Origin of the sequence: Arthrobacter sp. S41, from assembly GCF_004320535.1 — a bacterium.
Taxonomy (GTDB): domain Bacteria; phylum Actinomycetota; class Actinomycetes; order Actinomycetales; family Micrococcaceae; genus Glutamicibacter.
Genome location: NZ_SIHY01000002.1, coordinates 348,373 through 375,372, shown reverse-complemented (window position 1 = coordinate 375,372; position 27,000 = coordinate 348,373). Strand labels below are relative to the sequence as shown.

At 55.4% G+C, this 27,000-nt stretch carries 27 protein-coding genes; 12 read left to right on the top strand and 15 right to left on the bottom strand.

Translation table 11 applies throughout. From position 1 onward, the window contains the following. Positions 1-7 precede the first annotated feature (7 nt). Both EYR88_RS13050 and ilvA read left to right on the top strand, forming a co-directional pair. Entirely contained in the window at positions 8-1,315 is a 1,308-nt protein-coding gene (locus EYR88_RS13050) for an AI-2E family transporter (protein ID WP_131090192.1), read from the top strand. 3 nt (positions 1,316-1,318) lie between these two features. Continuing rightward, positions 1,319-2,590: a threonine ammonia-lyase gene (gene ilvA / locus EYR88_RS13045; protein WP_131090191.1), complete on the top strand. Its 1,272-nt coding sequence runs from the start codon at positions 1,319-1,321 to the stop codon at positions 2,588-2,590. Positions 2,591-2,666: 76 nt separating this feature from the next. Here ilvA and greA read toward each other — a convergent pair whose 3' ends face one another. Both greA and EYR88_RS13035 read right to left on the bottom strand, forming a co-directional pair. Then, entirely contained in the window at positions 2,667-3,164 is a 498-nt protein-coding gene (gene greA, locus EYR88_RS13040) for a transcription elongation factor GreA (RefSeq protein ID WP_131090190.1), read from the bottom strand. A gap of 289 nt (positions 3,165-3,453) precedes the next feature. Next, entirely contained in the window at positions 3,454-3,873 is a 420-nt protein-coding gene (locus EYR88_RS13035) for a DUF4307 domain-containing protein (RefSeq protein ID WP_165477366.1), read from the bottom strand. A gap of 243 nt (positions 3,874-4,116) precedes the next feature. On the opposite strand from EYR88_RS13035, the gene mca reads away from it, so the two are divergent. From mca to EYR88_RS13010, 5 genes are all read left to right on the top strand, one after another. Then, positions 4,117-4,983 (top strand): mycothiol conjugate amidase Mca, encoded by an 867-nt coding sequence (gene mca, locus EYR88_RS13030; RefSeq protein ID WP_131090376.1) that lies wholly within the window; start codon positions 4,117-4,119, stop codon positions 4,981-4,983. Positions 4,984-5,026: 43 nt separating this feature from the next. Next, positions 5,027-5,308 carry a hypothetical protein gene (locus EYR88_RS13025; protein ID WP_131090188.1) on the top strand — a complete coding sequence of 94 codons (282 nt, stop codon included), beginning with the start codon at positions 5,027-5,029 and terminating at the stop codon, positions 5,306-5,308. A gap of 33 nt (positions 5,309-5,341) precedes the next feature. Further along, on the top strand, positions 5,342-7,456 hold the full coding sequence (locus tag EYR88_RS13020; protein ID WP_131090187.1) for a DUF255 domain-containing protein: 2,115 nt from the start codon (positions 5,342-5,344) through the stop codon (positions 7,454-7,456). A gap of 124 nt (positions 7,457-7,580) precedes the next feature. After that, the gene (locus EYR88_RS13015) at positions 7,581-8,342 is read left to right on the top strand and encodes an isoprenyl transferase (RefSeq protein WP_131090375.1); all 762 of its coding nucleotides are present in this window, start codon (positions 7,581-7,583) and stop codon (positions 8,340-8,342) included. Positions 8,343-8,616: 274 nt separating this feature from the next. Then, a complete protein-coding gene (locus EYR88_RS13010; protein WP_131090186.1) occupies positions 8,617-9,933 on the top strand; it encodes a PhoH family protein in 1,317 nt (438 codons plus the stop codon). Between the two features lie 102 nt (positions 9,934-10,035). Here the strand turns inward: EYR88_RS13010 and EYR88_RS13005 are convergent, their stop codons facing one another. Beyond that, positions 10,036-10,821 carry a hypothetical protein gene (locus EYR88_RS13005; protein ID WP_131090185.1) on the bottom strand — a complete coding sequence of 262 codons (786 nt, stop codon included), beginning with the start codon at positions 10,819-10,821 and terminating at the stop codon, positions 10,036-10,038. Positions 10,822-10,904: 83 nt separating this feature from the next. Between EYR88_RS13005 and EYR88_RS13000 the strand changes: the two genes are divergently transcribed. Both EYR88_RS13000 and EYR88_RS12995 read left to right on the top strand, forming a co-directional pair. Further along, a complete protein-coding gene (locus tag EYR88_RS13000; protein ID WP_165477365.1) occupies positions 10,905-11,408 on the top strand; it encodes a prepilin peptidase in 504 nt (167 codons plus the stop codon). Positions 11,409-11,412: 4 nt separating this feature from the next. Continuing rightward, complete coding sequence (locus EYR88_RS12995) at positions 11,413-11,877, top strand: NUDIX domain-containing protein (RefSeq protein ID WP_131090183.1); 465 nt, start codon at positions 11,413-11,415, stop codon at positions 11,875-11,877. 89 nt (positions 11,878-11,966) lie between these two features. Here the strand turns inward: EYR88_RS12995 and EYR88_RS12990 are convergent, their stop codons facing one another. Continuing rightward, positions 11,967-13,673 (bottom strand): MDR family MFS transporter, encoded by a 1,707-nt coding sequence (locus tag EYR88_RS12990; RefSeq protein ID WP_131090182.1) that lies wholly within the window; start codon positions 13,671-13,673, stop codon positions 11,967-11,969. A gap of 33 nt (positions 13,674-13,706) precedes the next feature. Beyond that, a complete protein-coding gene (locus EYR88_RS12985; RefSeq protein ID WP_242632578.1) occupies positions 13,707-14,309 on the bottom strand; it encodes a TetR family transcriptional regulator in 603 nt (200 codons plus the stop codon). A gap of 175 nt (positions 14,310-14,484) precedes the next feature. Here EYR88_RS12985 and EYR88_RS12980 point away from each other — a divergent pair, with 175 nt between their 5' ends. Further along, positions 14,485-15,051: a GNAT family N-acetyltransferase gene (locus tag EYR88_RS12980; protein WP_131090180.1), complete on the top strand. Its 567-nt coding sequence runs from the start codon at positions 14,485-14,487 to the stop codon at positions 15,049-15,051. Here the strand turns inward: EYR88_RS12980 and EYR88_RS12975 are convergent. From EYR88_RS12975 to EYR88_RS12955, 5 genes are all read right to left on the bottom strand, one after another. Beyond that, entirely contained in the window at positions 15,041-16,057 is a 1,017-nt protein-coding gene (locus EYR88_RS12975) for a hypothetical protein (protein ID WP_131090179.1), read from the bottom strand. The genes EYR88_RS12980 and EYR88_RS12975 overlap by 11 nt on opposite strands. Before the next feature lie 92 nt (positions 16,058-16,149). Next, complete coding sequence (locus EYR88_RS12970; RefSeq protein WP_131090178.1) at positions 16,150-16,386, bottom strand: hypothetical protein; 237 nt, start codon at positions 16,384-16,386, stop codon at positions 16,150-16,152. 98 nt (positions 16,387-16,484) lie between these two features. After that, positions 16,485-17,897, bottom strand: coding sequence for a class II fumarate hydratase (locus tag EYR88_RS12965; RefSeq protein ID WP_131090177.1), 1,413 nt, complete (start codon positions 17,895-17,897; stop codon positions 16,485-16,487). Positions 17,898-18,027: 130 nt separating this feature from the next. Then, complete coding sequence (locus EYR88_RS12960; RefSeq protein WP_131090176.1) at positions 18,028-18,657, bottom strand: carbonic anhydrase; 630 nt, start codon at positions 18,655-18,657, stop codon at positions 18,028-18,030. 68 nt (positions 18,658-18,725) lie between these two features. Beyond that, positions 18,726-19,400, bottom strand: coding sequence for a DUF4245 domain-containing protein (locus EYR88_RS12955; protein ID WP_165477364.1), 675 nt, complete (start codon positions 19,398-19,400; stop codon positions 18,726-18,728). Positions 19,401-19,555: 155 nt separating this feature from the next. Between EYR88_RS12955 and glpX the strand changes: the two genes are divergently transcribed. Then, positions 19,556-20,590 (top strand): class II fructose-bisphosphatase, encoded by a 1,035-nt coding sequence (gene glpX / locus EYR88_RS12950; protein WP_131090374.1) that lies wholly within the window; start codon positions 19,556-19,558, stop codon positions 20,588-20,590. 98 nt (positions 20,591-20,688) lie between these two features. Here glpX and manA read toward each other — a convergent pair whose 3' ends face one another. From manA to EYR88_RS12930, 4 genes are all read right to left on the bottom strand, one after another. Beyond that, a complete protein-coding gene (gene manA / locus EYR88_RS12945) occupies positions 20,689-21,897 on the bottom strand; it encodes a mannose-6-phosphate isomerase, class I (RefSeq protein WP_165477363.1) in 1,209 nt (402 codons plus the stop codon). Positions 21,898-21,985: 88 nt separating this feature from the next. After that, complete coding sequence (locus EYR88_RS12940) at positions 21,986-23,623, bottom strand: LCP family protein (RefSeq protein ID WP_131090173.1); 1,638 nt, start codon at positions 23,621-23,623, stop codon at positions 21,986-21,988. Positions 23,624-23,641: 18 nt separating this feature from the next. Continuing rightward, complete coding sequence (gene purE, locus EYR88_RS12935; protein WP_131090172.1) at positions 23,642-24,172, bottom strand: 5-(carboxyamino)imidazole ribonucleotide mutase; 531 nt, start codon at positions 24,170-24,172, stop codon at positions 23,642-23,644. 75 nt (positions 24,173-24,247) lie between these two features. Beyond that, a complete protein-coding gene (locus tag EYR88_RS12930; RefSeq protein ID WP_131090171.1) occupies positions 24,248-25,408 on the bottom strand; it encodes a 5-(carboxyamino)imidazole ribonucleotide synthase in 1,161 nt (386 codons plus the stop codon). 176 nt (positions 25,409-25,584) lie between these two features. Here EYR88_RS12930 and EYR88_RS12925 point away from each other — a divergent pair, with 176 nt between their 5' ends. Next, positions 25,585-26,166, top strand: a complete 582-nt coding sequence (locus EYR88_RS12925; RefSeq protein ID WP_131090170.1) for a GtrA family protein — start codon at positions 25,585-25,587, stop codon at positions 26,164-26,166. Here the strand turns inward: EYR88_RS12925 and EYR88_RS12920 are convergent. Then, positions 26,163-26,891: a TIGR03089 family protein gene (locus tag EYR88_RS12920; RefSeq protein WP_131090169.1), complete on the bottom strand. Its 729-nt coding sequence runs from the start codon at positions 26,889-26,891 to the stop codon at positions 26,163-26,165. The genes EYR88_RS12925 and EYR88_RS12920 overlap by 4 nt on opposite strands. Between the last annotated feature and the right edge of the window lie 109 nt (positions 26,892-27,000).

The window sequence follows — 27,000 nt, the reverse complement described above, 5'->3', positions numbered from 1 at the left end:
TAGACGCATGAAGAGTAGCCGGTTGGAACGTTTACGACGCATACGCGTCTCCCTTCCGGGCAGGATCGCAGAAAAAACTGCAGAGCCCCGCGCTGAAACTGTAGATTTTAAGAGCGCTGAAGATATGCCGTATGCCGTACGTTTGGCAGCGAGCTGGGCTTGGCGCTTCTTGATCATTGTGGCGGCACTCGGTGTGCTTGTCTGGGCGCTTTCGAAGATCTCACTGCTAGTGATTCCCGTCCTTGTCGCTGCCCTTCTATCCGGCCTACTTTCGCCGGTGGTCAATGCGTTGAACCGACGAATGGCAGTACCGCGTGGACTAGCCGTGGGCATTACGCTCATTGGCTTCCTAGCCTTGGTGATCGCCGGGCTATCCATGGCCGGACAGAAACTGACCTCTGGCTTTAACGCCCTGTGGAGCCAAGCCCTATTTGGTATCGAGCAGGTCCAAGACTGGCTGTTTAACGGTCCGCTGAAGCTGACCAACGCAGACCTGCAGAGCGTCATCGATGACATGATCGCCCAGCTGCGCGGCAACGCTACCAACATCCTGAGCGAAGCTTTGGGTTGGACATCTTTCATTGGCCAATTCCTCACCGGAACCTTGCTGGCACTCTTTGTGCTGATTTTCTTACTACTCGACGGCCGGAAAATCGGTCTGTTCCTGATCAACCTTTTGCCACGACGCGCTCGTCCAGCCATGGACGGAGCGCTGACCCGCGGATGGGCATCTTTGGTCAGTTACGTACGAGTGCAAATGCTCGTGGCGCTCATCGACGCCATCGGTATTGGGCTCGGTGCGTTGTTCCTTGGCGTTCCGCTCGCATTGCCACTGGGCGTACTGGTCTTCATCGGATCCTTTATCCCGGTAGTTGGTGCACTGATTACCGGCGCCTTGGCAGTGCTGCTGGCCCTGGTAGCCAACGGCTGGGTGAACGCACTGATCATGCTCGCGGTGGTCCTGCTAGTACAGCAGGCGGAGTCCAACGTTCTGCAGCCATTGATCATGGGCAAGGCAGTAAGCCTGCATCCACTGGCAGTTGTGCTGGCAGTAGCCGGCGGCACCATGCTGGCCGGAATCCCCGGTGCGCTCTTCGCAGTACCGCTGTTGGCTGTAGTCAACGCCGTCGTCAAATACCTTTCGGCCAGAGCTTGGGAGAGTGATCCGATAGTGCTAGAGCACTATGGAACTCAACCCATAACCGAGCCACCAGCACAAGATGCAGCAGCGACTCCACCGCCAAAGCCTGCGTCAACCCAACCACCAACTTCGCCGGAGACCCGGCATCCTGAGCAGACATCAGACGAGGACTAAGCCATGACCACAGAAACTAAGTTGCCAATCACCCTGGCCGACATCGAGTCCGCTGCCCAGGTCTTGAAGCCAGTTATTGCTTTGACCCCTGTGGAGCATTCCAGGGTACTGTCCCAGCACATTGGTGCCGAAGTCTTCCTCAAATGCGAAAACATGCAGCGTGCCGGATCCTTCAAGGTGCGAGGCGCCTACGTTCGCATGTCCAAACTCAGCGATGAAGAGAAAGCACGCGGTGTTGTCGCAGCTTCCGCCGGTAACCACGCCCAAGGCGTAGCGCAGGCCGCCAGCCAGCTGGGTATCAAGGCTCGTATCTACATGCCTCGTGGAGTTGCACTGCCCAAGCTCACCGCCACTCGCGATCACGGTGCGGAAGTAGTGCTCTTTGGAGACACCGTGGACCAAGCACTGGCCGAAGCCCAGCGCTTCGCCGATAAATCAGGCGCAGTATTTGTTCACCCCTTTGACCACCCGGACATCATCGCCGGCCAGGGAACCATCGGCCTGGAGCTACTAGAACAACTTCCAGAAGTGGAAACGGTTCTTATGGGCGTCGGCGGTGGCGGTCTGCTTGCCGGTGTAGCCATTGCGTTGAAGGAAAAAGCGCGAGAACTGGGACGAACCATCAAGGTGATTGGGGTGCAGGCAGAAAATGCTGCAGCCTACCCACCGTCACTGGCAGCTGACGCATTAGTTCCGCTGGATACCGTGCACACTATCGCTGACGGCATTGCAGTGGGCAAGCCAGGGCAACTGCCGTTCACCATCATCAAGGAACTTGTTGATGATGTGGTGACAGTATCTGAAGACGCACTAGCTCGCGCCTTGGTGGTCCTGTTAGAACGCAACAAGCTGGTGGTTGAACCAGCTGGTGCCGTGGGTGTTGCCGCGCTGCTGGAGAACCGTCTGGAAGAACATGGAATCAATCCAGCGACCACCGCGGTGATCCTCTCGGGCGGCAACATCGATCCGTTGCTGATGCTTAAGGTTATTCAGCGTGGTCTGTCGGCGGCCGGGCGATTCTTGACCGTGCGAATGATGCTTCCGGATCGTCCCGGCGCGCTGGCTCAGATCTCGCGTATCATCGCTGAATCAGATGCCAACGTGACGCGCCTGGACCACACCCGTATCGGTGGCTCGTTGTCCATGGGCGACGTGGCCATCACCATTGATCTGGAAACCAAGGGACACGAACATTCCAAGGCAGTGCTCAATAATCTTCGTGCCGAGGGATTTGATCCACAGATCACTAACAACGCCGGCGGATCAGTCGGCTAATCTCAACGCATAAAAGTCCACGGGCCGCTAACTCAATTGAGTTAGCGGCCCGTGGACTTTGTGCTTATTAGCTTTATTAGGAAGCTTGGTAAGGCTTAGCCGAGATGATTTCGACCTTGATGTCTCGGCCGTTTGGAGCCACGTAGGAAAGCTTGTCGCCAACCTTGGCGCCGTGAACGGCTACGCCGATAGGCGACTGCTCCGAGTAAACTTCCAGATCGGTGTCGCCAGCAACTTCGCGGGAACCGAAGAGGAATGAGGTCTCGTCACCAGCGATGTTGGCAACAACCATCATGCCTGGTTCAACGATGCCATCATCGGCAGGTGCTTCGCCAACGTTGGCGCGACGCAGTAGGTCCTTGAGGTACAGGATGCGTGCTTCGGCCTTACCCTGCTCTTCACGAGCGGCGTGGTAGCCACCGTTCTCCTTGAGGTCACCTTCGGAACGGGCCTGCTCGATACGCGCAACGATCTCGGCGCGTCCCGGGCCGGAGAGGAAGGTCAATTCGGTCTGGAGGCGGTCGAAGGCTTCCTGAGTCAGCCAAACGACAGGTTCGTTGCTGTTGGTGCTCACGTTGTACTTCCTTTGGTCAGTTAGGACTTCGCGGCGGCCGTTGAGGCTCAAAGAGCCACAAAAGCCGAACGCCACCAGTGCGGTGGCGTCGACGAAGTCGAATTCGGTACAGTTTTGCGGGCTTGCGTTGTTCTAGCGTTGCAAGCAAAGACCCCGCCAGCTGCATGAAACAGTTCGAAGCTGGCTCATTCACCGATGCGGGGCAAAACGTATCTTTTCAACGATAGTAGTCGCCAAAACGCTTTAAGCCCAATAGGTTCAGCTATTAGGGAATGAACTGGCAGAAATATTAACCCTTGAAGTTCTGCGGAACCTTATAGCAGGATTCAACACCGGATGTCACCGCAAGGTTGTCGGTATGAAGGTCAACATCGATTTGCTGTTTGATCACGCCTGACTGCTCGCCCGGATCAAGCAACACGGTCTTGTAACCGACAACAGCTTTGGACTCGTTCATGGCCCGGATATCACACTGAACACGATCTTTGGAGTTGTACTCAACGACGATGCTGCTCTTGGCCAAGGTTGGAGAAACAACCTCAAAGTTCACGTCCTGAGCCGTGATGGCACTGTAGTTATTGAACCCGACGTATGCAGCTCCAACAACACCAATGCTCAGCGCAGCGCCAATAAGCCAGTTACGTGCTCGTTTGCTGAGGTTGCGTTTCTTGGGGTTGTTGTAGCGAGCCGTTAAGCTTGGATCAGACATTGCTTGTCTTGCACCACTCTCTATATGCCTTGGCGGCATTTGAACAGGGAATGCCGTATGTTGGTTCCTTCGACAAGTTTACCGCCTGAGCTGAATCGGGAATAACCGGCAGTCGAGTATCAGTTGTTATGAGTGGTGGACAGTCATCAATATTTTCGACTGTGCAGCATAGTGACGAAGGAAAGTAGATAAGTGGAGATTCACAACGTGAAGAAAATTGCCCCATCGCAAGGTTTGCGTCTCATGGCGATTCACGCGCACCCGGATGATGAATCTTCGAAGGGCGCTGCCACCATGGCTGCCTACGTTGACGCCGGCGCTGAGGTCATGGTCGTTTCCTGCACAGGCGGCGAACGTGGCGACATTCTTAATGCAGCTGCAGGCGAGTTGGCTCACGCGCACCGCGATCTACCAGGGGTTCGCCGTACCGAGATGGCAGAAGCCGCTTCGGTGCTGGGCATTAAGCACCGCTGGCTCGGCTACGTTGACTCCGGCCTGCCTGAAGGTGACCCGCTACCGGAACTTCCCTTTGGCGCTTTTGCGCTACAACCAGTGGAGGTGGCTGCCGCTGGCATCATTAAGCTGATCCGCGAATTCCGTCCACATGTCATCACTACTTATGACGAAAACGGTGGCTACCCGCACCCGGATCACATCCACAGCCACAAGGTGGCAACCTTCGCATTTGAGCATGCCGATAACCCAGAGATGTACCCAGAACTGGGGGAGCCATGGTCGGTAGGCAAACTGTACTACGACCGTGCTTTTGCACCGGACCGTTTCCGCGCATTGCACTACGCGATGGTCGAGGCCGGCATCGAGTCCCCGTACGCAGAACGTGTTGCGCAGTGGGAAACCGATGAAGATAACCAGATGTTCCAGTGGGTTTCACCACATACGACCACTACTCAGATTCACTGCGCAGACTTTTTCTCGCAGCGTGATCAAGCGTTGCTGGCTCACCGAACCCAGATTGACCCGGAGGGTTTCTTCTTCGCGGTCCCTGAACATGTGTACGCAGAGCGCTGGCCGTGGGAGGATTACACCTTGATCTCTTCGAAGGTGGCTACCGAGTTGCCCGAGTCGGACCTGTTTGCCGGACTAAGATAGCACTAAGCACTTCCCAGTTGTAGAAAAGAGTTGTCCGTATATCGTGAATACGATTTTCGCGTCCTTCGCAGTAGCCTCCGAGACCACCAAATTGGGCACGGAGACCAGTAGCGACTACGGTCCCGGATTCCTTGGATTTATTTTCACCGCGGTCATGGTCATCGCAGTGATTTTCCTGATCCGTGACATGGTTCGCCGTGTTCGCCGGGTGCGCTACACCTCGGAAGCTGAAGCCAAGCAGCAGGAAATGGTTACCAAGGGCAACGAACGCAAACTTCAGGAGCCTGAAGAGCCGATCGACCCTAAGACCAGCGAAGAGCGGTAAACAGTTGTGTGAGCTGCGCGATAGCATTATTGCGTGGCTCAACGACTCGCTGGCGCTGCCAGCCAATATCTTAGACAACATGCGCATCAACTAGTGGACTGGTTCCCTTATGGGGACGAAGCCTTTGAACAGGCTCGGTTGCGCGATGTACCAGTGATGCTCTCCATCGGTTATGCCGCGTGCCACTGGTGCCATGTGATGAGCCACGAATCTTTTGACGATCCCCAAATCGCTGAATTACTCAACGAAAATTTTGTGGCCATCAAGGTGGACCGTGAAGAGCACCCCTTGGTGGATGACACGTACATGATGGCCACCCAAGCGCTCACCGGTGCTGGTGGCTGGCCTATGACCATCTTCGCTATGCCTGATGGACGCGCGGTGCACGCTGGGACTTATTACCCAGCACAGCAGCGCGGCAAAACTCCTGGCTTCAGGCAAGTACTTGATGCTGTGCACCAAGCGTGGGAATCCAAGCGCGAGGGCTTAGAAGAACAAGCCCAGATGCTCGCGGATCACCTAGCTGAACTTGGTACCCGGCAGAGTGCGTTGCTGTCCTTAGAATCTGCAGAACCAGCGGCGCAGGCACTGAGCACTGCCACCGAACGCTGGCTGGCTGCAACAAATCCTGAAGGCGGATTTACGCCTGCGCCTAAGTTCCCTCCCACCTGGGCTTTGAAGACCATGTGGCGTTCGGTCTTTACCCGTCCAGACACCGCCGAAGACGCCTTTGGCGCCGTAGCAACTCACCTTGAAGCAATTTTCTTGGGCGGATTACAAGACCATATTGATGGCGGATTCGCCCGGTACTGTGTGGATGAAAATTGGTCGGTCCCACACTTTGAAAAGATGCTCTACGACAATGCTGGCTTGCTTTCGCTAGCTGCGCGCAGCGCGGTGCTGGCCAAAGAAGTTGCCTCGAATACGCAGCGCGAATCGGCCCCTCGTGCACAAGCGCTAGCAACACTGGCGGCAAGCAGCGCGCGGGGAATTATCACGTTCCTCAAGGAAGAACTGCTGGTAGATTCCACTTCAGCACCGGCCTTTGCCGCCTCACTGGACGCGGATTCCACCCGAGATGGCGCCCAAGTTGAAGGCGCTTACTACAGCTACAGCCGCGAAGAGATCAACAGCGTCACTTCATCGCTGACGCAGGTTTTGCCTCAGGGGCTGATCCGTTTTGCGCCTATCGCCGAGGACGCCGAGCACTTCTGCTTCTCCTTCGCCAGAATGCCAAAGCCTGGCGAGCAAGCTGTGATCACCGAGCTGATAACTGCCCTACGCAATATGCGCACCTCACGCATCAGGCCGGTCCGTGATGAGAAAATCATCGCTGGCTGGAACGGGCTAGCCATTCAAGCATTGTGCGATGCCGCCGTACTGCTTGATAATTCAGAAGCATTAGAACTGGCCAAGCAAGTTGGAAATAGTGTGTGGCAAACACAATGGGATTCATCCACCCAACGTCTAGCGCGGGTAAGTTTTGCGTCGCATGCGGCCACCGGCAACGAAGCAACCCTGCAAGACTATGCCGCTTTAGCTGTTGGTTTCCTGGCCCTGGGACAAGCTACGAAAGATGACCAATGGTCCGAACGAGCAGGACAGTTATTAGTACGGGCCAAGGATTTTGTGGATCCGGAATCTGGAGTGCCACGCGATAGCGTTCAAGCTGATGAGCGCATTACCGCGCAACGCAGTGATGTTGCCTCCGTGAGCGTGCTTGACGATGCGTTGCCAGCAGCCGGAGCGCTTTATGCCAAGGCGTTGTCCATGCATGCAATTAGGGCCATGGCCAAGGGAGAATACTCCCAAACCCATGCAGAAGAACTAGAACGTGCACGCAAGCTAAGCGCCCACGCTGCAGCGTTGGCTGCTGACGCGCCTACCCAGGTAGCTACCGCCCTAGAAGTCCAGAACATCATCTCTAGCACCGTGCACTACGTGGGACTCTCCGACTGGGAAGGTCCTCAAGCTGCGCAAGCGCGCAAGATCGCCTGGGCCCTAGACCTCAATGCCCATCACGATCCGCAGCTCGCTGGTTCAGGCTCAACACTGAAGATTCAACCCTGCCGTGAAGAACTGTGCCAAATGCCGGTTGAATCCATTGAAGATCTACTGGAGCTGCTGCGCGTGAGCCACAACAACTAGGCGAAAAAACGGTGAGCGAGGAGTGTCTTTGGACTGCTGGGATTGCAAGATCCGCAAAGCAACGAGTGATTCGCGGTAGATTTAGAACCTAGACTTTTTGAATCGATTGAAAGGCAGTGCCACGGTGCAGCTTCCCAACCTTGCGTATCGTTACTACGAACGGCGCTTGGCGAAGTCACTGCCTGCCGACAAGCTCCCTCACCACATCGGGGTTATGGTCGATGGCAACCGGCGCTGGGCCAAGCTTGCCGGTTCGCCCACCATGGCCGGTCATCAGGCCGGAGCAGACAAGATTCTTGAATTCCTGGACTGGTGCGAAGACCTCAACATCAAGATGGTCACGCTCTACATGCTCTCCACCGACAATCTGAACCGCGAGGCCAGCGAACTGCGAGACCTCTTGGAGGTCATCGGTGGAACCCTGGATCGACTGGGCGAAACCAACCGGGTGAAAGTTCAACAGGTTGGCGCCAAGGATTTGCTGCCACCTCAATTGGCTCAGAAGCTGTCCGCCTTGGAAACCATTACCGCAAACCGTACTGGTGTCCACGTGAACGTGGCCATCGGTTATGGCGGACGCCGTGAAATCTTGGATGCTTTTAAAGAGCTCTTGGGGCAGGCCGCCCATGACGGACGCACCATCGAAGAGCTGGCCGAAAACCTGTCCACCGACGACATCGAATCGGCCCTGTATACCAAAGGTCAGCCAGACCCAGACTTGGTTATCCGCACCAGCGGTGAGCAGCGCCTGAGCGGATTCTTGACCTGGCAGAGTGCGTACTCAGAGTTCTACTTCTGCGAAGCCTTGTGGCCTGACTTCCGCCGTGTTGACTTCCTGCGAGCCTTGCGCGACTTTGCGGATCGCCAACGCCGATTCGGCGCCTAGTTTCTTTCTCGGTTTAGCGTGTCAAATCTTTGTGCAGCGCGCAGAGTTAAAATAATCGTTACCCAGCTGTTGCTTACTGGTGACCTTCACAGGTCTATGGTGTTCATAAGGCCGGGGCATCAAGCCCTAGCTGACTGAAGGGTTCCGCACTAGATGACCAAAAGCAGCGCAAGCCGGTACCACTGCCGGAAACGCCTTGGACATCCGGTGTTGGGGTTCCCCACTGACGCGTGGGGAAATTCCTCACGCCGGATTCGAGATTGGGTGCGCTGCCATGAGCCGAACTGCCGAACAAGGTGTACGAACCTACGTCATTGACACCTCGGTTTTGCTTTCAGATCCGAAAGCAATGTTCCACTTCGAAGAGCACCATGTGGTGATTCCATTAACCGTGGTCACCGAGTTGGAACAGAAACGCAAAGACCCTGAGCTGGGTTACTTTGCCCGTCAAGCCTTGCGCCTGCTTGATGATTTGATTGCCAACCACGGCGGACTCGCCCAAGCGGTTCCCGTCTCTTCTTCCGGTGGCACGCTGCGCATTGAACTAAACCATATTGCCCCTGACGTGCTTCCGGTAGGAATGCGTTCGGGAGATAACGACGCCCGTATTCTCGCCGTGGCAAAACACCTCTTGGATTCCGGTCTCGACGTTGCCCTAGTGACCAAAGATCTGCCGATGCGAATCAAAGCATCAGCCATGGGTCTGCACGCAGAGGTGTACCGCAACGAGCTGATCGCCTCCACCGGTTGGACCGGCATTGAACAGCTGGAGCTTGACGAAGAATCCATGGCGACGCTTTATGAGCACGAACAGCTCTTGAACCTTAAAGCCGTCGCTGATGCGCCGATCAATACCGGTTTTGTCATCACTTCAACGCGCGGAAGCGCCTTGGCTCGCAAGACCGACGCCACCACGTTGAAATTGGTTCGCGGAGACCAGCAAGCGTTTGGACTACATGGCCGCAGCGCAGAACAGCGCATCGCATTGGACTTGCTCATGGATCCTTCGGTGGGGATTGTATCCCTCGGTGGTAACGCCGGTACCGGTAAGTCAGCGCTGGCGCTCTGTGCCGGCATGGAGGCGGTGCTGGAGCGTCGAGAACATCGTAAGATCACGGTGTTCCGTCCGCTGTATGCCGTGGGCGGCCAGGAGCTAGGCTATTTGCCCGGTTCCGAAGGTGAGAAGATGGGCCCCTGGGCGCAAGCGGTATTCGATACTCTCGGATCAATCGTGTCAAAGAACGCCATCGATGAAGTCATGGAACGTGGCATGCTCGAGGTCCTTCCGCTCACGCACATTCGAGGCCGTTCCCTGCATGACTCTTATGTCATCGTTGATGAGGCTCAGTCACTGGAACGCAATGTGCTGCTCACGGTGCTTTCGCGCATCGGTCAGAATTCAAAAGTGGTGTTGACCCACGATGTGGCCCAGCGCGACAACCTGCATGTTGGACGACACGACGGTATCGCCGCGGTGGTGGAGCAGCTCAAGGGCCACTCGCTGTTCGGCCACGTAACGCTGACTCGATCTGAACGTTCTGCTATCGCTGCGTTGGTGACCCAAATGCTGGACTCGCCAACTCTTCCCTAACCGTCGATAGTTCTCCGGCTCCTCCTGTCTCAAAGAATAACGGGACAGGGGGAGCCCACGCTATTGCGAGCTGTGGAACGGGGTCCTTAGGGTTCGAGAACCTTAGGGATTGACGGTCGGCTGATCTAGCCAGTGAACCTTCTGGAACTGAGAATTGATGTAGTACTCGTCTTGCGCAATGACTCTAGCCGTTAGATCGGGAGCAACCGGGGCCGAACCATCCTCAGTTATTACCTTTCGCAGCAGACAAATTCCCGTGTGCTGATCTAAGACCACCAAGGTGCGGGTGTTTTCTGGCACGAGTGGGCAGTGGGCGACTGCAGGTTGATAAGTATGTCCGGCGCTGAGCACGGCGGCTAGTGCAGGGCGACCCTCATGGATCAGCTCGACGGCCTCATGGATATACGTCGGGTGATCAAAAGCCAAATCCAGCGAAGCTGGTTCAGCGCCAGCAAGTTCTACTGGATCCAGAATTGCTTGCCAGTACTCTATTGGCAGCAGCGTGCCAAACCCGGAGATTTCAGGTCGTCGAAGGACCAATTGATCTGCGGTGAACACTGGAGTGCTAAGTTCGGAAGGCAACTGCCAGGAAGCGTTGGTGGATGCCACGTACCCGCGGCTTCGTTGCGCGCTGAAAGTTTCCTTTTGGAAGAGCAGTTCGCCTTCAGCGCTGTGCACAGCGATTGCTTCGCGCCCACGGATTTTTACCGTGACGGTGCCGGCCAAATTGAGTTGCTGTTGCGCCAGCTGCGTTGGCACCTGAATTTCTAGGTTTATTGAAGTGCTCAGCCAAGGGGCCGAACGAGCCAGCGCGCGGTACCTTCGCCGGGTGGCCGAATCGGGAACCGGATGGCCGGGGAAGTAAAGCGGAGCTGATGGTACGTCCATACTTCAATTGTAGAAGTGTCCCTATTATTCACAAGGGCAATCTCCTTCTCCCACTGGGCGCAGAAGTTGCCTATGCTCTTTACATGTCAGAGATTTGGAGCGTATCCCACGAAGGACCGGTCATCGGCGTCCTAGTTGCGCTCCAGTTGCTGTGCTTTGTGATCTTTGGATTCTTGTTATCAAAGGAGGACATTTCCAGCCACCGTTTACCCAACCGGCTGGTGGGCTATTGGCTGGTAGCCAGCACCCTAGTGATCGTAGGTTTGGGCATCGCACGCGGCGATGGGTTGGGCATCGTGCAAGGGGTCCTGGGTCTGGTCTTACTTGGTGGCGCCTACCTGTTGATCAGTGTCGTGTCCTTAGGAGCAATGGGCATGGGAGATGTAAAACTTGCCGCTGTTCTCGGGATAAATCTTGGCTACTATTCGTTGGCGTCCTTGTTTCTGGCCACGCTGGTAACTTTTGTGCTCTCTACGCTGTGGGTTCTTGGGGGAGTGATTGCTAGAAGGCTGACCTTAAAATCAGCTGTTCCTTTCGGACCGTTCATGATCATTGGCGCCTTAGCGGTGCTGCTTGTGGCACGATGAAATTATGGCAACTCCGGAATTCATCACTAGTCTTCGTACGCATATTGGACACGAAATGCTTTGGCTCTCGGGGGTGAAAGTCGTGGTTTTCCAAGATAATAAAGTTCTGTTGGTTCGTCGCGCGGATAACGGGTTGTGGACCCTGCCAGCGGGAATCATTGACCCCGGCGAAGAACCATCGTTGTCGGCTGCGCGAGAGGTTTTAGAAGAGACCGGGGTATCGTGCGAAGTTACGGATCTGATTGGTGTTGGGGTGACAGCCCCGACCGTTTATCCCAATGGGGATCACGCCCAGTATCTAGATATCGTCTTTAGAGCACGCCACGTTTCTGGAAAGGCAAAAATCAACGATGATGAAAACCTTGAAGTGGGTTACTTCGACCTAGCGGACCGTCCAAAACTACCTCCACTTCACGAACGAGCCTTGGCGTGGGCGCTGGATCCGCGTCCCGGTGGTTACTTCGCGTAGAGACAAAAGAAAAGGCAGCTGGGGTGCGAACCAATAATGGTTCGCACCCCAGCTGCCTTTCGACGCTTTAGCTACAGGCTAAGGCAGTCTTATTTGATGTCGCTATCGGCTTCGCCTGTTGGCTTTTCAGCTACGAGGACAGAGCCTTCGGCCTCTAAGGCCGGGTCAACCGAATCAGTGTGCTGTACGAGGTGGGCTTCTTCGTAAGCGATTGCTTCTTCGCCGCCGATAGCCTCGCCACGAGCCACCATGCCGGCGGTGTCGGACAGTGGAATCTGCTTGAGGAACAGTGCCAAAGCAAACGCGACAACCAGGAATGGAACCAGGTACCAGAACACTGGAGCCAACGAACCTGCGTAGGCATCCACGATGCCGTCACGCAGTGCCTGAGGCAACGAGGAAAGTGTTTGTGGGTCCAAGGACGAAGTTGCTTGACCAGCTTCGGCAGCGCTGGCGCCAGCACCGGAGAACACGTCCATCAGCTTCTCGGAGAGGCGGTTGGTGAATAGTGCACCGAAGATCGCAACACCGAGCGAAGCGCCAACTTCACGGAAGTAGTTGTTGGTCGAGGTTGCGGTACCGATCATCTCGGGATCCACCGCGTTCTGTACCACCAGGACAACAACCTGCATGATCAGACCCATGCCGGCGCCCAATACGAAGAGGTAAACGCAGATCAGCCACAGTGGGGTCTGAGCAGTCAGCGTGGTGAAAGCCAGCAGTGCCACGATGGTCACCAGGGTGCCCGCAATTGGGTACGCCTTGTATCGACCGGACTTGGAGATTGCGATACCGGAGTAGATGGAGGTACCCATCATGCCGACCATCATTGGAACCATCAGCAAGCCGGATACCGCAGCCGAGGTGCCCGAGGACATCTGCAGGAAGGTTGGCACGAAGGCAATAGCCGAGAACATGCCAATACCCAAGGTGAAGCCGATGGCGGTGGCGGTAATAAAGACCCGGTTCTTGAATAGGCTCAGCGGGATGATTGGATCTTGTGCCTTGGCTTCAGCAAAGACAAACAACGAAGCAGCAACAACCAGTCCTGCGCCCCATGCCCAGGTTTCCGGTGCGTTCCAACCGTGGGTTGCAGATCCACCGAAGTCGGTGAAGAAGATCAAGCAGGTAGTTGCAATCGACAGCAGTAGAACACCGAAGTAGTCAATCTTCTTTTCGGCCTTCTTGTTTGGCAGGGTCAGTGCGAACCATGCAATGGCGAAAGCGGCGATACCAACAGGGATGTTGATGTAGAAAGCCCATTCCCAAGTGAGGTGGTCAACGAAGAATCCACCCAGCAGTGGGCCGGCGACTGCGGACAAGCCGAAGATGCCACCTAGTGGACCCATGTACTTGCCACGCTCGGAAGCGGGAACGATGTCAGCGATGATGGCCTGCGACAGGATCATCAAGCCACCGCCACCCAGACCTTGAAGGGCGCGGAAAATCACGAACATCCAGAAGGTGGTGGAGAAGGCTGCGCCAACCGATGCCAAGGTGAACAGGGCAATAGCGATTAGGAACAGATTGCGTCGCCCAAGGACGTCGCCAAATTTGCCATAAATCGGCATCACGATAGTGGTTGCCAGCAAGTAGGCAGTGGTGATCCAGGCCTGGTGCTCAACGCCACCGAGCTTGCCAACGATGGTTGGCATCGCGGTGGAAACGATGGTCTGGTCCAGTGAGGACAGGAGCATGCCTGCGATCAGGGCCGAGAAGATGATCCAGATGCGCCGCTGAGTTAATACCAGTGGCGCGTCGCCCGGGGTTTTCCGGGAACTAACGGTTGTAGCCATGTTTATCCTTGCGAGATTTTGTGCGAAAAGTTTTTAGTCGTTGGTGCGACGTAGCTGCTGGCCCATGATGCTTTGAACTTGGGACATCAAATTCAGGAATTCTTCGCTAAGTGAGCGTTTCCCGGATCCTGCAACGTAGGCATCGATAGCTTGAAGCATGGTGTGTTTCAGGATGTGCATCAGGCTGCTGAGTCGTGGATCTTGGGGATCCACTCCTTCACGCGAAGCGATGAGCTCACGGAACTTTGCCTCTTTTTTCGGGCCGGTCTGAACCATGTGTTGGAGTAGCTCCGGTTCGCGGTGGGCCATGGTGAAGAACCCGTGAGTGCTCACGATCTCGTTCTCATCGATGCTTAGTCGTTCAAGGACTAATTCCACCAAGTCGGCCAGCAATGTTGGGGAGATTCCTTCAATGCCTTCAGGACGTGCGGCCATAAAACGTTCAATGCTTCCCTCTGGCAAAGCATCGGATTCATGGCCAAAGACGGCATCAAGCTTGCTGGGGAAGTAGTTGAAGAAGGTGCGACGCGATATGCCTACGCGTTCGCAAACATTTTCAATAGTGAACCCAGTAAATCCAAGATCTGCGGTCAACTCGCGACAGTGGCGGGTGATGGCCGTTTTGGTTTTTTGCATGCGATCGCTAAGCGTTGGTGCCCCGCAAGGTACCTCAGTTTCGCTTGTTGCACTATTGTTCATATAGTGCAGTATTGCACTATGGGAACGAGGGTGCAACTTATGTGATCTGCAACATTGTGGCCTTCAGGGTCACCGAAAACAGCTCATAGTCTTGGTGTCATAGGGTTGGGTTATGGCCCAAATAGAACTGCGCAAACCAAGTCCTGAACTCCATGCATCATTTATGCAAAGTACTGCCGAATGGAACGGCGTCGACCAAGATGGCGCCTCAGTCTTCTTCGCCGAAAAGTATGGCTGGGACTTGGCTGACCGCACTGATTTTGAGCATTGGGTGCAGTTGCTCAATGACTTGGCAAAGCCGGATTTCACACCCCTGCCGGGATTCGTCTCGCAAAGCACGCTATGGGTCGTGGAAAACGGCGAATACTTAGGTGCCGTGAGCTTGAGGCACGAGTTAGGCAATGACTACTTGTTGGAAGTCGGCGGCCACATCGGTTACGGCATTCGCCCTAGCGCCAGACGAAGAGGGCTCGCCAAATTTGCGCTCGCCGGATCATTGGAGCAAGCGCGAGCACTGGGTCTCTCGAAAGTACTGATTACCTGTAGTGACTCCAACATCGGCTCCGCTCGCACCATTGAATCCAGCGGGGGAGTACTCGAAGAAATTCGCCCTCTCAGCGAGGTTGGGCCACGCTTTGGTTCGGTCGATTCAGTTCGACGTTATTGGATCAATCTGTAGATTGATCAGAATCCGCTGGAGTTTCATCTGCCACAAACCAAGCCCTCGAATGCTTGTAGCGCACTGCGAAACCGGAGAAGCCTGAGCCATGAAGGTCAATTTTGTCGATGCCTCCCAGGGGAGGTGCCGAAAGTGCCTCAGGCTCATCAAGCTGCTGGCCTATGAATTCTTCGGCGCGGTCCGAATCTTCACCAGTATCCACTCGGCCGTCTTTATCGATTGATGCGTAATAGCCAGTAAACGCAGCCCCAGTGAAGCCTAGAACTACCGTTGACCCTGACCCCTGACCATTTCGTGAAGGCCACGGCGATTCTGCCGCCCAGAGCCATGCCTGATCAGCAGCGTGCGTAAACTCAGTCGGGCTCATTGAATTGATGGCATCAATGCCGTGAATTGGGCAATGAGGGCTGGCAACAACGTCAAGACTTTCCCGGATTTCCTCAGCATCGTGCGGGTACATCTGAACAAGTTCAGCAGTGCAGATGCAACGGGCAACAGCATGCTTAGGGTCATTAGATACCCATCCGGTGGGCACCCCCTGCAGTGAGCCAAAGTCAACCAATGGCCCCTGAAGCAGAGGAATACGCCAGACGTGTAGTCCGACTGTGGATCGTGCCCACCACCCGGTGACTGCTCTAAGAAGTAGCAATAGGCCAAAGGCCGTGGCGATTACTGATGCCGCTGCAATGAAGTCGGCATAAGATGTTTCTTCGATCTGTGCTGCGGTGGCACCTTTTTCGTCGGCGAACACCTTGAAAGTCCACCACCAGCCTGCAGCAGCAAGGCCGAACCATACGGCGGCCAATGCGACATCTACGAAGGCACTAAAGCGTAAGTCGTCGCGTGAATCTTCAGTCAGCGCAACAGTCTTGCTGCCGCTGAGAGCCTGGGCTAGGTTGCCGACCTGCTTCGTCTGATGGACGAGTGAACCTAGATCGTATAGTCCCCACGCCAGGGCGGTAAGGGCTCCGAGCCACCAGAAAGGTGCCTCAGCGCTGCTATCCAAAGTGTGAAGCGTTGCCGCGTAGCCTAGAAATAGCGGGGCTAGAAACACCATGTAGCGCGCGAAAAACCAACCGAACATGGCCGTGGCCATAATCAGTGAAATGCTGGAGAGCCCAACATGTCGAGCAGCCGGTACTCACCCGTCCACGAAGGCACGTCACCATCAAGCCAATGCTTGAAGCCAAGGAAAATGCCCAGCAGGGTTGCCGCCAAGATGGCAAGCGCGACATTACCGGCGAATCGCCTTGAGCGACGCAAGGGAAGCGAAGACCATTGCGCCGAATTAGGCGTCAGCAAATACCGGTTGGAAGTCCGGTTTTCATCGTTCATTTATACAGTTTGACTTGCAATACTGCGGCAAACAAATGTTTTGTAATCAAGAATGGGGCTCCGCGCCAGTTCGACGCGAAACCCCATGAAATCCCTGATTAGTGCTTACCAACCATGGTGGAAACATCGAGCAACTGATCTAGCTGTTCTTCGGTGACTTCGCCACGCTCGACAAAGCCCAAAGCGACGGTAGCTTCACGCACTGTCAGCCCTTCGGAAACGGCCTTCTTGGCAATCTTTGCGGCGTTCTCGTAGCCAATCAACTTGTTCAGTGGTGTCACGATCGATGGTGAGGCCTCGGCCAAGAATCGAGCACGCTCAACGTTGGCTTTGATGCCGTCAATCATCTTCTCAGCCATGACCTTAGTGGTGTTGGAGAGCAAACGAATTGACTCAAGCAGGTTCGAGGCGATCACTGGAATGCCGACGTTCAGTTCAAAGGCACCGTTCGTTCCGGCCCAGGCGATAGCGGTGTCATTGCCGATCACCTGAGCCGCAACCTGAATGGTGGCTTCAGAGATGACTGGGTTGACCTTGCCCGGCATGATCGATGATCCTGGCTGCAGATCTGGAATGGCAATTTCACCCAAACCAGTGTTTGGACCGGAGCCCATCCAGCGCAAGTCGTTGGCAATCTTGATCAGCGAAATTGCGATGGTGCGAAGAGCGGCGGATGCTTCCACCAGGCCATCACGGTTTGCCTGCGCCTCAAAGTGGTTGCGGGCTTCGGTGATAGGTAGGCCAGTATCTTCGCGGAGGAACTCGATGACCTTCTGTGGGAAACCGTCCGGGGTGTTGATGCCGGTACCCACCGCAGTGCCGCCCAGAGGAACTTCGGCCACTCGTGGCAAGGCAGCCTCGATACGTTCAATGCCGTAACGAACCTGTGCAGCGTAGCCACCAAATTCCTGACCCAAAGTCACCGGGGTAGCGTCCATGAGGTGAGTACGTCCGGACTTTACAACGTCCTTGAATTCGGTCGACTTGGACTCCAACGAGGAAGCGAGCTGGCCCAAGGCTGGAATCAGGTCGTTGATCAATGCGCTGGTAGCTGCCACGTGCACCGAAGTAGGGAACACGTCGTTGGAAGACTGCGAAGCATTCACGTGATCATTCGGATGAACTTCGGTGTCACTGTTCTTGGCCTTCAACGCGCGGGTGGCAAGCTCAGCTAGAACCTCGTTGGTGTTCATATTTGAGCTGGTGCCGGAGCCGGTCTGAAAGACGTCAATAGGGAACTGCGCATCGTATTTACCGCTGGCCACTTCTTGGGCCGCATCGGTAATTGCTTCGGCGCGTTCGGCATCCAAGACGCCCAAAGCGAGGTTGGCGGCAGCTGCGGCCTTTTTTACCTGCGCGAGAGCCTTGATGTGCGATGGCTCTAGGGTTTTGCCTGAGATGGGAAAGTTCTCCACCGCACGCTGAGTTTGTGCGCGATACAAAGCCTGAGCTGGAACTCGGACTTCGCCCATGGTGTCGTGTTCAATGCGGAAATCGTCACTGTTAGTCATGCGCCCAGATTACGCCTGTTTGGCAGGCGAAAGACAGGACCCTGATGCAAACATCACAACCCACAGTGACGCTTCAGAAAATCGGGAATAAATGTTGATCTACAAGGCAGTTTGCAAAGTGCGCGGGTGCTTAGTCCAGACCCAAGCTGGAGACCAGCTGTGCTCGCCCGTCGTGCAAGTGATAGGCCACGCCAGCTACTGCCGTGCGGCCTTCTTCGATGGCTTGCGCAATGATGGTGGACAAATCAACAAGACGATCGGTGGTCTGCTTGACGTGCTCGACGGCGGTGCCGTTTACATCGGTGATGCCCTTGCGCTCAGCGGCCAGTACCGACGGGGTAATGTGCTCAACCAAGTCCCGAACAAAGCCCTTGGGCATGTTGCCGGTTTCTTTAACCTTGATGGCGCTGGTGATTGCACCACAGGAGTTGTGGCCAAGGATCACAATCAACGGGACGTTCAGGCTCTCAACCGCGAATTCCAATGAGCCCAAGCTAGCCGGGTCAATCACGTGACCGGCGGTGCGCACCACAAACATGTCACCCAAACCGGCATCAAAAATGATTTCAGCAGCAAGTCGGGAATCCGAGCAACCAAAAATCACTGCATAGGGTTCTTGACCAGTGAGCAAGGACTGGCGTCGTGCACTGTCCTGATTGGGGTGCTCGGTCTCTTCGTTGACGAAGCGTAAGTTGCCGGCGCTGAGTTTTTCCCATGCCTCGTTGGGCGACAGGGACTGAGCATTTGAATCAGATGGCATAAGCCAAAGTCTACGGGAACAAATTCGAATATCGAATTCGTCGCGTCAGGTCGCAGTCATAATGCGAACTAATTCATCGTCGATTCTGCCAACTTTGCGACGTTCTCCAACTCTTCGGTGGAAGTGTCGGTCGAAAGGATGAGAGTCGAGTCTTTGCGCTCTGAGATCAGGTAGGTAGTTTTGTCTTTCACACGTTCTTCCCACTTCCAGCCACCAATTGTTTTGGTGCCCGTAGGAACGGCAGCGTCCGTGGTCAAAGCGATCCACGTTTGGTTGGCCTTGGCAGCTTGGCGAACCCATACAAAATTCTTGTCATCGGAGACAACGCCAAATTCCCAGTACGGAACGCCCTGGGCATTGTTAGCCTGCCAACGCGCAAAATTCGCGTACTCGTCTTCGGCCAGCTCGGGTGCAAAAATCTTGAATCCTGCGATGGATTCAGTCTGCTCGGCAGTCTGGGCCAGGTTAACATCGCTCTTAAAGGCTTGTTCTTTAGGAGCCGGGTTGAGAAGAATCAACGGAATGAGAATCGCCAGGGTGAAACCGACCGAAAGAATCATGCCCTTGTAAGTCTGATTGGCACGCTTGGCGGCTTTTTCGGTGAGCTGTGGCTTGAACGGAAGATCGTCAAAGGTAGCTTCGGGATCGTTTAGATCGCGCCGTGGGGCCGAATCTAGCTCGGCGTTTTGATCCAGCGGTTCGTTGACAGGCACGTTGTTCCCGTTGTTGTTCTCAAGTTGCACGTCTTCTATTCTCCCTGAAGAGTCTGTGTAATTCGAACTTGCGTGCCCAAGCCCATGCTGATGTGTTGCAGGGACCGTCGACATGAACTGTCACGTAATTTTCTAAAGAGCTAGAATGTCAGTGTTTGCATAGGCGCAATGACTACGACTCAGTGATGGGATCTTTCGTGACCGAAAAGAACAATTATGCCCAACTTTCTCCGCGATTGTCGTTAACCGACGCGGAGCCGGACCGCAACCTAGCACTGGAGTTGGTGCGCGCTACAGAAGCGGCCGCTATCGCTTCCACGCCATGGGTTGGCTTCGGAGACAAAAACGCGGCAGACGGCGCTGCAGTTGATGCAATGCGTGGTCTGCTCTCCACCGTGAACTTCAATGGCGTTGTTGTTATCGGTGAAGGCGAAAAAGACGAAGCACCAATGCTCTTCAACGGCGAGGAAGTTGGCAACGGCACCGGTGCGGAGTGCGACGTAGCCGTTGACCCAATCGACGGAACCCGTTTGACGGCCCTGGGCCTGAACAACGCACTTTCGGTCTTGGCAGTAGCTGACCGCGGATCCATGTTTGATCCGTCAGCAGTGTTCTACATGGAAAAGCTGGTCACCGGACCAGAAGCAGCAGACCTAGTTGACCTACGTCTGCCTGTGAAGCAAAACCTGCACCTGATCGCTAAGGCCAAAGGCAAGAAGATCAGCCAGATTACCGTCACCATCTTGGACCGCCCGCGTCACGCTGGGTTGATCGAAGAGATCCGTGCTGCTGGTGCTCGCACCAAGCTGCTCATGGATGGCGACGTAGCCGGTGCTATCGCGGCAACTCGTGAAGGCACGGGTGTTGACGCACTGATGGGTATCGGTGGAACTCCAGAAGGCATTGTGACCGCCTGCGCTATCAAGGCACTGGGCGGTGTCATCCAGGGACGTCTATGGCCTACCGACGATGACGAGAAGCAGAAGGCGCTGGACGCTGGCCACAAGTTGGACCGCGTTCTCACCACCAACGATTTGGTGACCTCGGATAACTGCTACTTCGCAGCTACCGGCATCACCGACGGCGACCTGCTGCGCGGTGTGCGCTACAAGGGCAACCGCATCAGCACCCAGTCGATCGTTATGCGCGCGAAGTCCGGAACCATCCGCTTCGTTGAAGGCGAACACCACCAGGACAAGTGGGAAGCTTACACCCGCTAAATCCAGGTAAGACAAAGACCTGCGGCCATGGACTCAAGTAAGTCCATGGCCGCAGGTGTTTAATCGCTCAACGTTCGTAGCGGCTGGTGTCAGAGATGTCAGTCCAGCTGCGAGCTGGAAGCAAAGAGCTGGCCCCGAGTATCACCTTGGAGAGTTGCTGAAGCTGGTAGTTCCGCAGCGGTGATGAACAAGGATTGGCCCCGGGTAATTGTCCGTTGGCCTTCTTGGGTTCTGATCAAGAATTCGCCTGCGGTGCACAAGATAATGGCGGCCCCGTGCAATTGCAGATCCGATGCTTGGCCTGGTTGTGTCGGATCCAGAACCTGCAACTGGAACTCTTCAAACTCTGGCTTGTACAAGCGGTCATGGTTAGCCAACGCTACCGGCTCCAGAATTGGTGCGGGGGAGGGCTGGGCTATGGTGACGTCCAAGAGCTCTGGAACATCAATGTGCTTGCTGGTTAGTCCGCCTCGCAATACATTGTCCGAATTGGCCATGACCTCGATGCCGAGTCCACGCAGATAAGCGTGTACGTTTCCGGCACCCAAACTGATGGCCTGTCCTGGCTCCAAGAAAACCAAATTCAGCAACAGAGCAACAAGTACGCCCGGATCGTTCGGGTAGATCTTGTTGATCGAGACAAGCTCCGCAAAGTGAATATTAGAGCTCAACTTTGCCGAAGACTCGATGGCTGCGCAGATCTGCTCAACGGCTTGGGCCACGGGTACACCCGCGGTGAGAATGTGCTTAAAGGTCTGCGCCAACGGATCCGATCCTTGCAACAGACCGATGATCCGCTTGACCTCACCCAGCTGATTGGCTGGGAGCTCACCGGATACCAAGCGTAGATCTTTGATGATTTGAGCTGGCTGACGGAATCCAGACAGAGCCACAAAATCGGTGAGCGCATAAAGCATCTCCGGTTTGTGATTGTCATCCTTGTAGTTACGATCAGCTGCATCCAAAGCCTTGCCACTGGCATTTTCCGAGGCAAAACGTTCTTGAGCTTGCTTGAGCGTTGGATGGGTTTGGATTGATAGCGGCTGGGTGGCCGAGAGTACTTTGAACAAGTATGGCAATCGGCCAAAACGCTGGGCCACAGTAGTACCCAAGATGTGTTGTGGGTCTTGCGCGATGAAGTCATTAAGCGCAACATCTTCATCCGCCACACGGCTTGGGCACCCAGGATGAGCACCAAGCCACATCTCTGCCTGCGGAGTAATCTCCGCAGGCAGATTCAGCAAGTCAGAGATCTCAGAATCGGATCCCCAGTGGTAGTCCCTGATCGCGTTATTCAACTCGAACACGTCGCTTGACCATAGCCTTTCATTAACAGTGATTGGGTTGCGTTGCGGTCGGGGGGTCTAACCGTTGGTACTGCAGTGCATGATCCGTCTAAGGAACGGTGCACTCGTCGTTGTTGGCGGCAATCTGAGAAATTCTGGTGGTTGCGCCGGCCATTTCCAGCTCAACCAAGTATTCCTCGGTGATCGGGCTGCCATCAGGCTGGGTGAACTCCGCGTCGCCACTGTCGGACAGCTTCGGCGCGTTATTGATATCTCCAGCATCTGAAGCGTCCTCGGAAGCCTCGGTACTCTCAGTGCTCTCTTCAGACTTGGAGGAATCCGTTGAGTCTTCACTTGCTTCAGCCGCGGCGCTCTTCTTAGCCTTCTTCTCATCATCCGATTCGTTTTGCTTTGCAATCAAGGTCTGAATTCGACCCTGCAACTTATCAAAATCTGGGTAGGTGGAGAAGGTGCGTTCGAAGTCCGGAGCGCCGAGGGTCAGTCGAGCCATTGGCTGCGAGGAGACCTTTTCTGCCAAGGAGACAAAGGAACCGAGCTGACCGGCTGGAATGTTGGTTTCCACCAGCTGTTCACCGGCGGACATGATGCTGGTGAAGTTGCTCAGAATGGTCTGCGGAGTGAACTGCTTGATGATTGCCTGCTGTAAGCACTGCTGGCGCTTGATGCGGTGGTAGTCATCGGTGAAGTCACGGGAGCGAGCAAACCACAGGGCCTGCTTTCCGGTGAAGGTCTGGTTGCCCGGAGCGAACCAGTGGGTACGAATGGTGCTGTTTTCGTAGCGCTTACCGTTGTAAGGAACCCAGCCACCCGAATCGATGTTCACGCCGCCGAGGGCATCAACAAACTGCTCGAAGCCAGCCATGTCGACCATGACGTAACCCTGAACAGGTAGGCCAGTGGTGCCTTCCAAAGCGTCCATCGCGGCCTGCGCACCGACGTTCTTAACTGTGCTTGGGAAAGCGTCAGCGTGCTCGTCGGTTGCGTTGCGGTAGATGGCGTTAAAGATGCATTCGTCACCGCAGTTGTAGCCGTCAGGCCAGATCTTCTTCATCGGTGAGTCATCGGCAAAGCGAGCACCCTGGAAGTTACGCGGGATGGAGATCAATAGGGTCTTGCCGGTCTTGGCATCCACCGAAAGCAGTGCCACTGAGTCAGTACGCACACCTTCGCGGTCGCTACCGGAGTCGGCACCGAACACGGCGACGTTATAGCGCCCGTTGACCGGTTCAAAGGCCGGTCCTTCGTCAAAGACGGACACGATGGTTTCGCGACCGGTGTTCAGAATCGATGCTCCGTAAATGAACACGCCACTGGTGGCCACAACCGCAGCTAGCGTAAACACGGTCACGATAGCGCGCATACCTGGTGCCAACATTCTTGGCTTGATGATCACCAAGGTGTTAACGAACATGACGAACCAACCGACGGCCAATACTGAGAGCACGATGATCAGGAACATCTGGAAGTTCGGGTGCGCGACCCAGCCAAGGATCACCGAACGGTTAATGAAATAGATTGCGAGGACGGCAAGGATAGCCACCCAGCAAATCATGGTGACCGTGACGGCGATACGTCCAAGTTTGCGGTTTCCGGCAACGAGCTGAGCGCTGCCCGGGAAGAAAATGGTCAAGAGGACCAAGATCAGCGCACGTTTGCTGCGTTGCGGAGCGCTTATGGTCTCCGGACTGCGCAACGGACCTTGTGCGCGATGATTGGCAGAACCCATGTACTTATGTGACTTTCCCTAGGAAGCGAAATTCTCGTTGGCAACTTCTTCGCGCAGTGCAGCACCCTTAGCGTGGGCTGATTCGCGCAGAGATTCTGCGAACTCAAGCAACTTTACCTGCAATGACTGTGCAAGCTCGTCGGTTCCCGATGCGAGAGTGCGCACTGCAAGCAATCCTGCATTGCGTGCACCACCGATGGAAACAGTTGCTACGGGGACTCCTGCAGGCATCTGAACGATGGACAGCAAAGAATCCATTCCATCAAGTTTAGCCAGTGGAACTGGCACTCCGATGACAGGAAGCGGAGTAACTGCTGCGAGCATGCCCGGCAGGTGAGCTGCGCCACCAGCGCCAGCAATGATCACACGCAGTCCGCGTTCGTGAGCTTTTGTACCGTACTCAATCATTTCGGTGGGCATCCGGTGAGCAGAGACAACGTCAGCTTCAAAGGGAATGCCAAATTCAGCCAGGGCTTGTGCGGCGAGGCGCAGTACTGGCCAATCGGAATCCGAACCCATGACAAGGCCAACAAGAGGTGCAACAGACATCAGAATATTCCTTGGGATAAGTAAGTGTAAGAGCCACTGCGTTGTTGGGTGCAGTGGCTCTTGGCGGTCAAAAGATTAGTGGTCAGCATCCACGCCGTCGCGGATTATCGCGGCGACCTTATTGGCTTGGGAGCGAAGTTCATCCACGCTCTGCCCGGCATTAGCGACTACGTTTACGTGTCCGATCTTGCGTCCCGGACGCACCGATTTGCCGTAGGCATGGACCTTCACCTCGGGCGCGGCGGCCAGGGCAGCGCTAAACGCAGAGTAAAGATCTTGGTTGGCGCCGCCAAGGTAATTCTTCATGACGGTCAGACCCAACTCGCTCGTTTCACCCAGCGGCAAATCTAGAACCGCCCGCAGGTGCTGTTCGAACTGGCTGGTAATAGAACCATTCATGGTCCAGTGCCCGGTGTTGTGTGGACGCATGGCCAATTCATTAATCACAAAACCAGCCCCTTGGCCGGGCGTTTCGAAAAGTTCTGCAGCCATGACACCGGTGACACCAAATTCATTGGCGATCAGCAGTGCCGCCTGCGCAGCGGCTTGGGCCGTAGCCTGATCCAGTTCCTGGGCCGGTGCAATAACTTCGTCGCAGACTCCATCAACCTGGATGGTGTGCACTACTGGCCAGGCCTTGGCTTCACCGGAGGGGGTGCGTGCCACCATGGCTGAAAGTTCTCGGGAGAAATCGACTTTGTCTTCGGCCAGCAGTGGACCGTTGGCGAACCAGTCGGCAGAGTCTTTGGCGTCTTGTGCGTTATCCAGCATGCGCACGCCCTTGCCGTCATATCCGCCGCGAGGGGTTTTGAGCACGATGGGCCAGCCGGTTTGATCACCAAAAGCGATCAGCTGCTCAACATCATCTACCTTGGCCCACGCAGGATTGGGCAAGCCCAGAGCTTCGATAGCTTCACGCATTACCAGCTTGTCCTGTGCATGAATCAGGGCGGCCGGGCGCGGCTGAATGTTTACGCCTTCATTGATTAGCGTGGTGAGAAATTCGTTGGGAACATGTTCATGGTCAAAGGTGACCACGTCCTTACCCTGAGCAAATTTGCGCAGGGTTTCGAGGTCCTTGTAGTCACCAATGGGTGCATCAGGAACACTTCGGGCTGCCGACACCTCGGGCCCTTCGGCCAGAACATGAAGTTCAAAACCTAGGTTCAGGGCCTCGGGGGCCATCATTCGGGCTAGCTGCCCGCCACCAATCACACCAATTTTTGGAAAGCTCACGATATCTAGGGTATCGAAATCACGCGGTAGATTCGCATGCGCGTTGTCTGATTACTCTCAGAATTCGGTCAATCACCAGAAACTACCGATAAAATAGCAAGGTCGCGTGCTCTGAGTTCTGCTCTGCGCGCCCTGTTACTGCTAGCCAGACGGGAACTTGATTCCCTGGAGGACCCTTGCTCGAGCGCATCAAATCAAAAATTGCCGGACTCATATCGCTGTTTTGGCGTGAAGTTGCGAAGTTCGGTGTCGTCGGTGGCGTCGCGTTCATCATTGACTCGGGCATCTATGTCTGGCTATTGCATGGCTCAATGAGCGATTCGCAGGTTAAGGCAAAAATCGTTGCAGGTGTCGTTGCGACCATCTTCTCGTGGGTCGCTAACCGATACTGGACCTTCCGCCATCGTCGCCAAGCGAATGTGGTGCGCGAGCTGGTGATGTTCATCATCATGAACGCAATCGGTCTGGGCATTGCGGCCGCGTGTGTTTGGGTCACCAAGTACTGGCTGGGTCTAACCGATGCAACTTCGGTCTTCATTGCCGGTTCGGTCGTCGGCCTGATCCTGGGCACCATCTTCCGCTTCTTCGCTTACCGCTTCTGGGTCTTTGGTAAGGAAATGGATCAGGAAGAAGAGTTCGCCCACGACCACGAGATTTTGGGTCGACCACAGAGCGAAACCGGTGCGGACGGCAAGGACCTAGCAACAGGTTCCAATGGACCGACCGACACCGGCTCTACTCCTAAGGTCTTTCGTTAGGCCCCAGGCACGTAGTCGAAGGTGATGCGCTCACCATCTCGTAGGCGGTCGCTGACCTCTAGAGAATCTTCAACCAGAACTACGCCGTCCCCGGCTTTCCACTGCCCAATTAGGTAGGGGAGTAGTTTCAAAATTGGCTGATCCGCACGTACCAAGATCGTGCCCTTGGGATCTGCCGCCGGTGCGAAGAGCTCTTCGATGCTCAGCTCTGCGCCAGCAGGGGTGGCAATGGCCGCGGTAGAACCAGCTACTGCCGATGGGTAGAACTGGTCGCCATAAGAACGTACCGTGGCATTAAAATCTTCAGCAACGGGCCCCAGATCCGAACCGAAGGACAGCGCGAGAGCTGCCGGGTTCACTGCGAGGATCTCGCTACTTGCTGGAATGTTTTCATCGTTGGGCGTGGCCGTAATAAACAGGGCCGCGCTCTGCGCATCTTGATGAGCTGGGTCGACAAGTTTGGCGCCGTGGTGCAATGCAGCTAGGGCCAGAACCAGCGATTTCCAGTGTGGGGCGAGGCCTATGACGACGATGGATTCTTCGCCGAGGTCGTAAAGGTCGCCCAGCAAATTCGCGCTTTTAGCCACCCAGTTGTCAAATACCCGTCCAGAGAGCTCGATGCGTTCACCACTTTGAGAATGCCAAGTAAGCCAAGGAGACGCCGAGGACCGTCGCACCGCGAGCAGTGCTTCGACGAAAGTTCCAAGTTGTTGGTTGCTACTCATTGATCGTCCTTTGAAACTAGTTACTGAGAATTCACCGGGAATTCAAGCAAGTCGAGACTCGCCCGCTCTTCTGCCCGTTTTGACGGCGTGTTGTGCCGGGAGTTTCCTG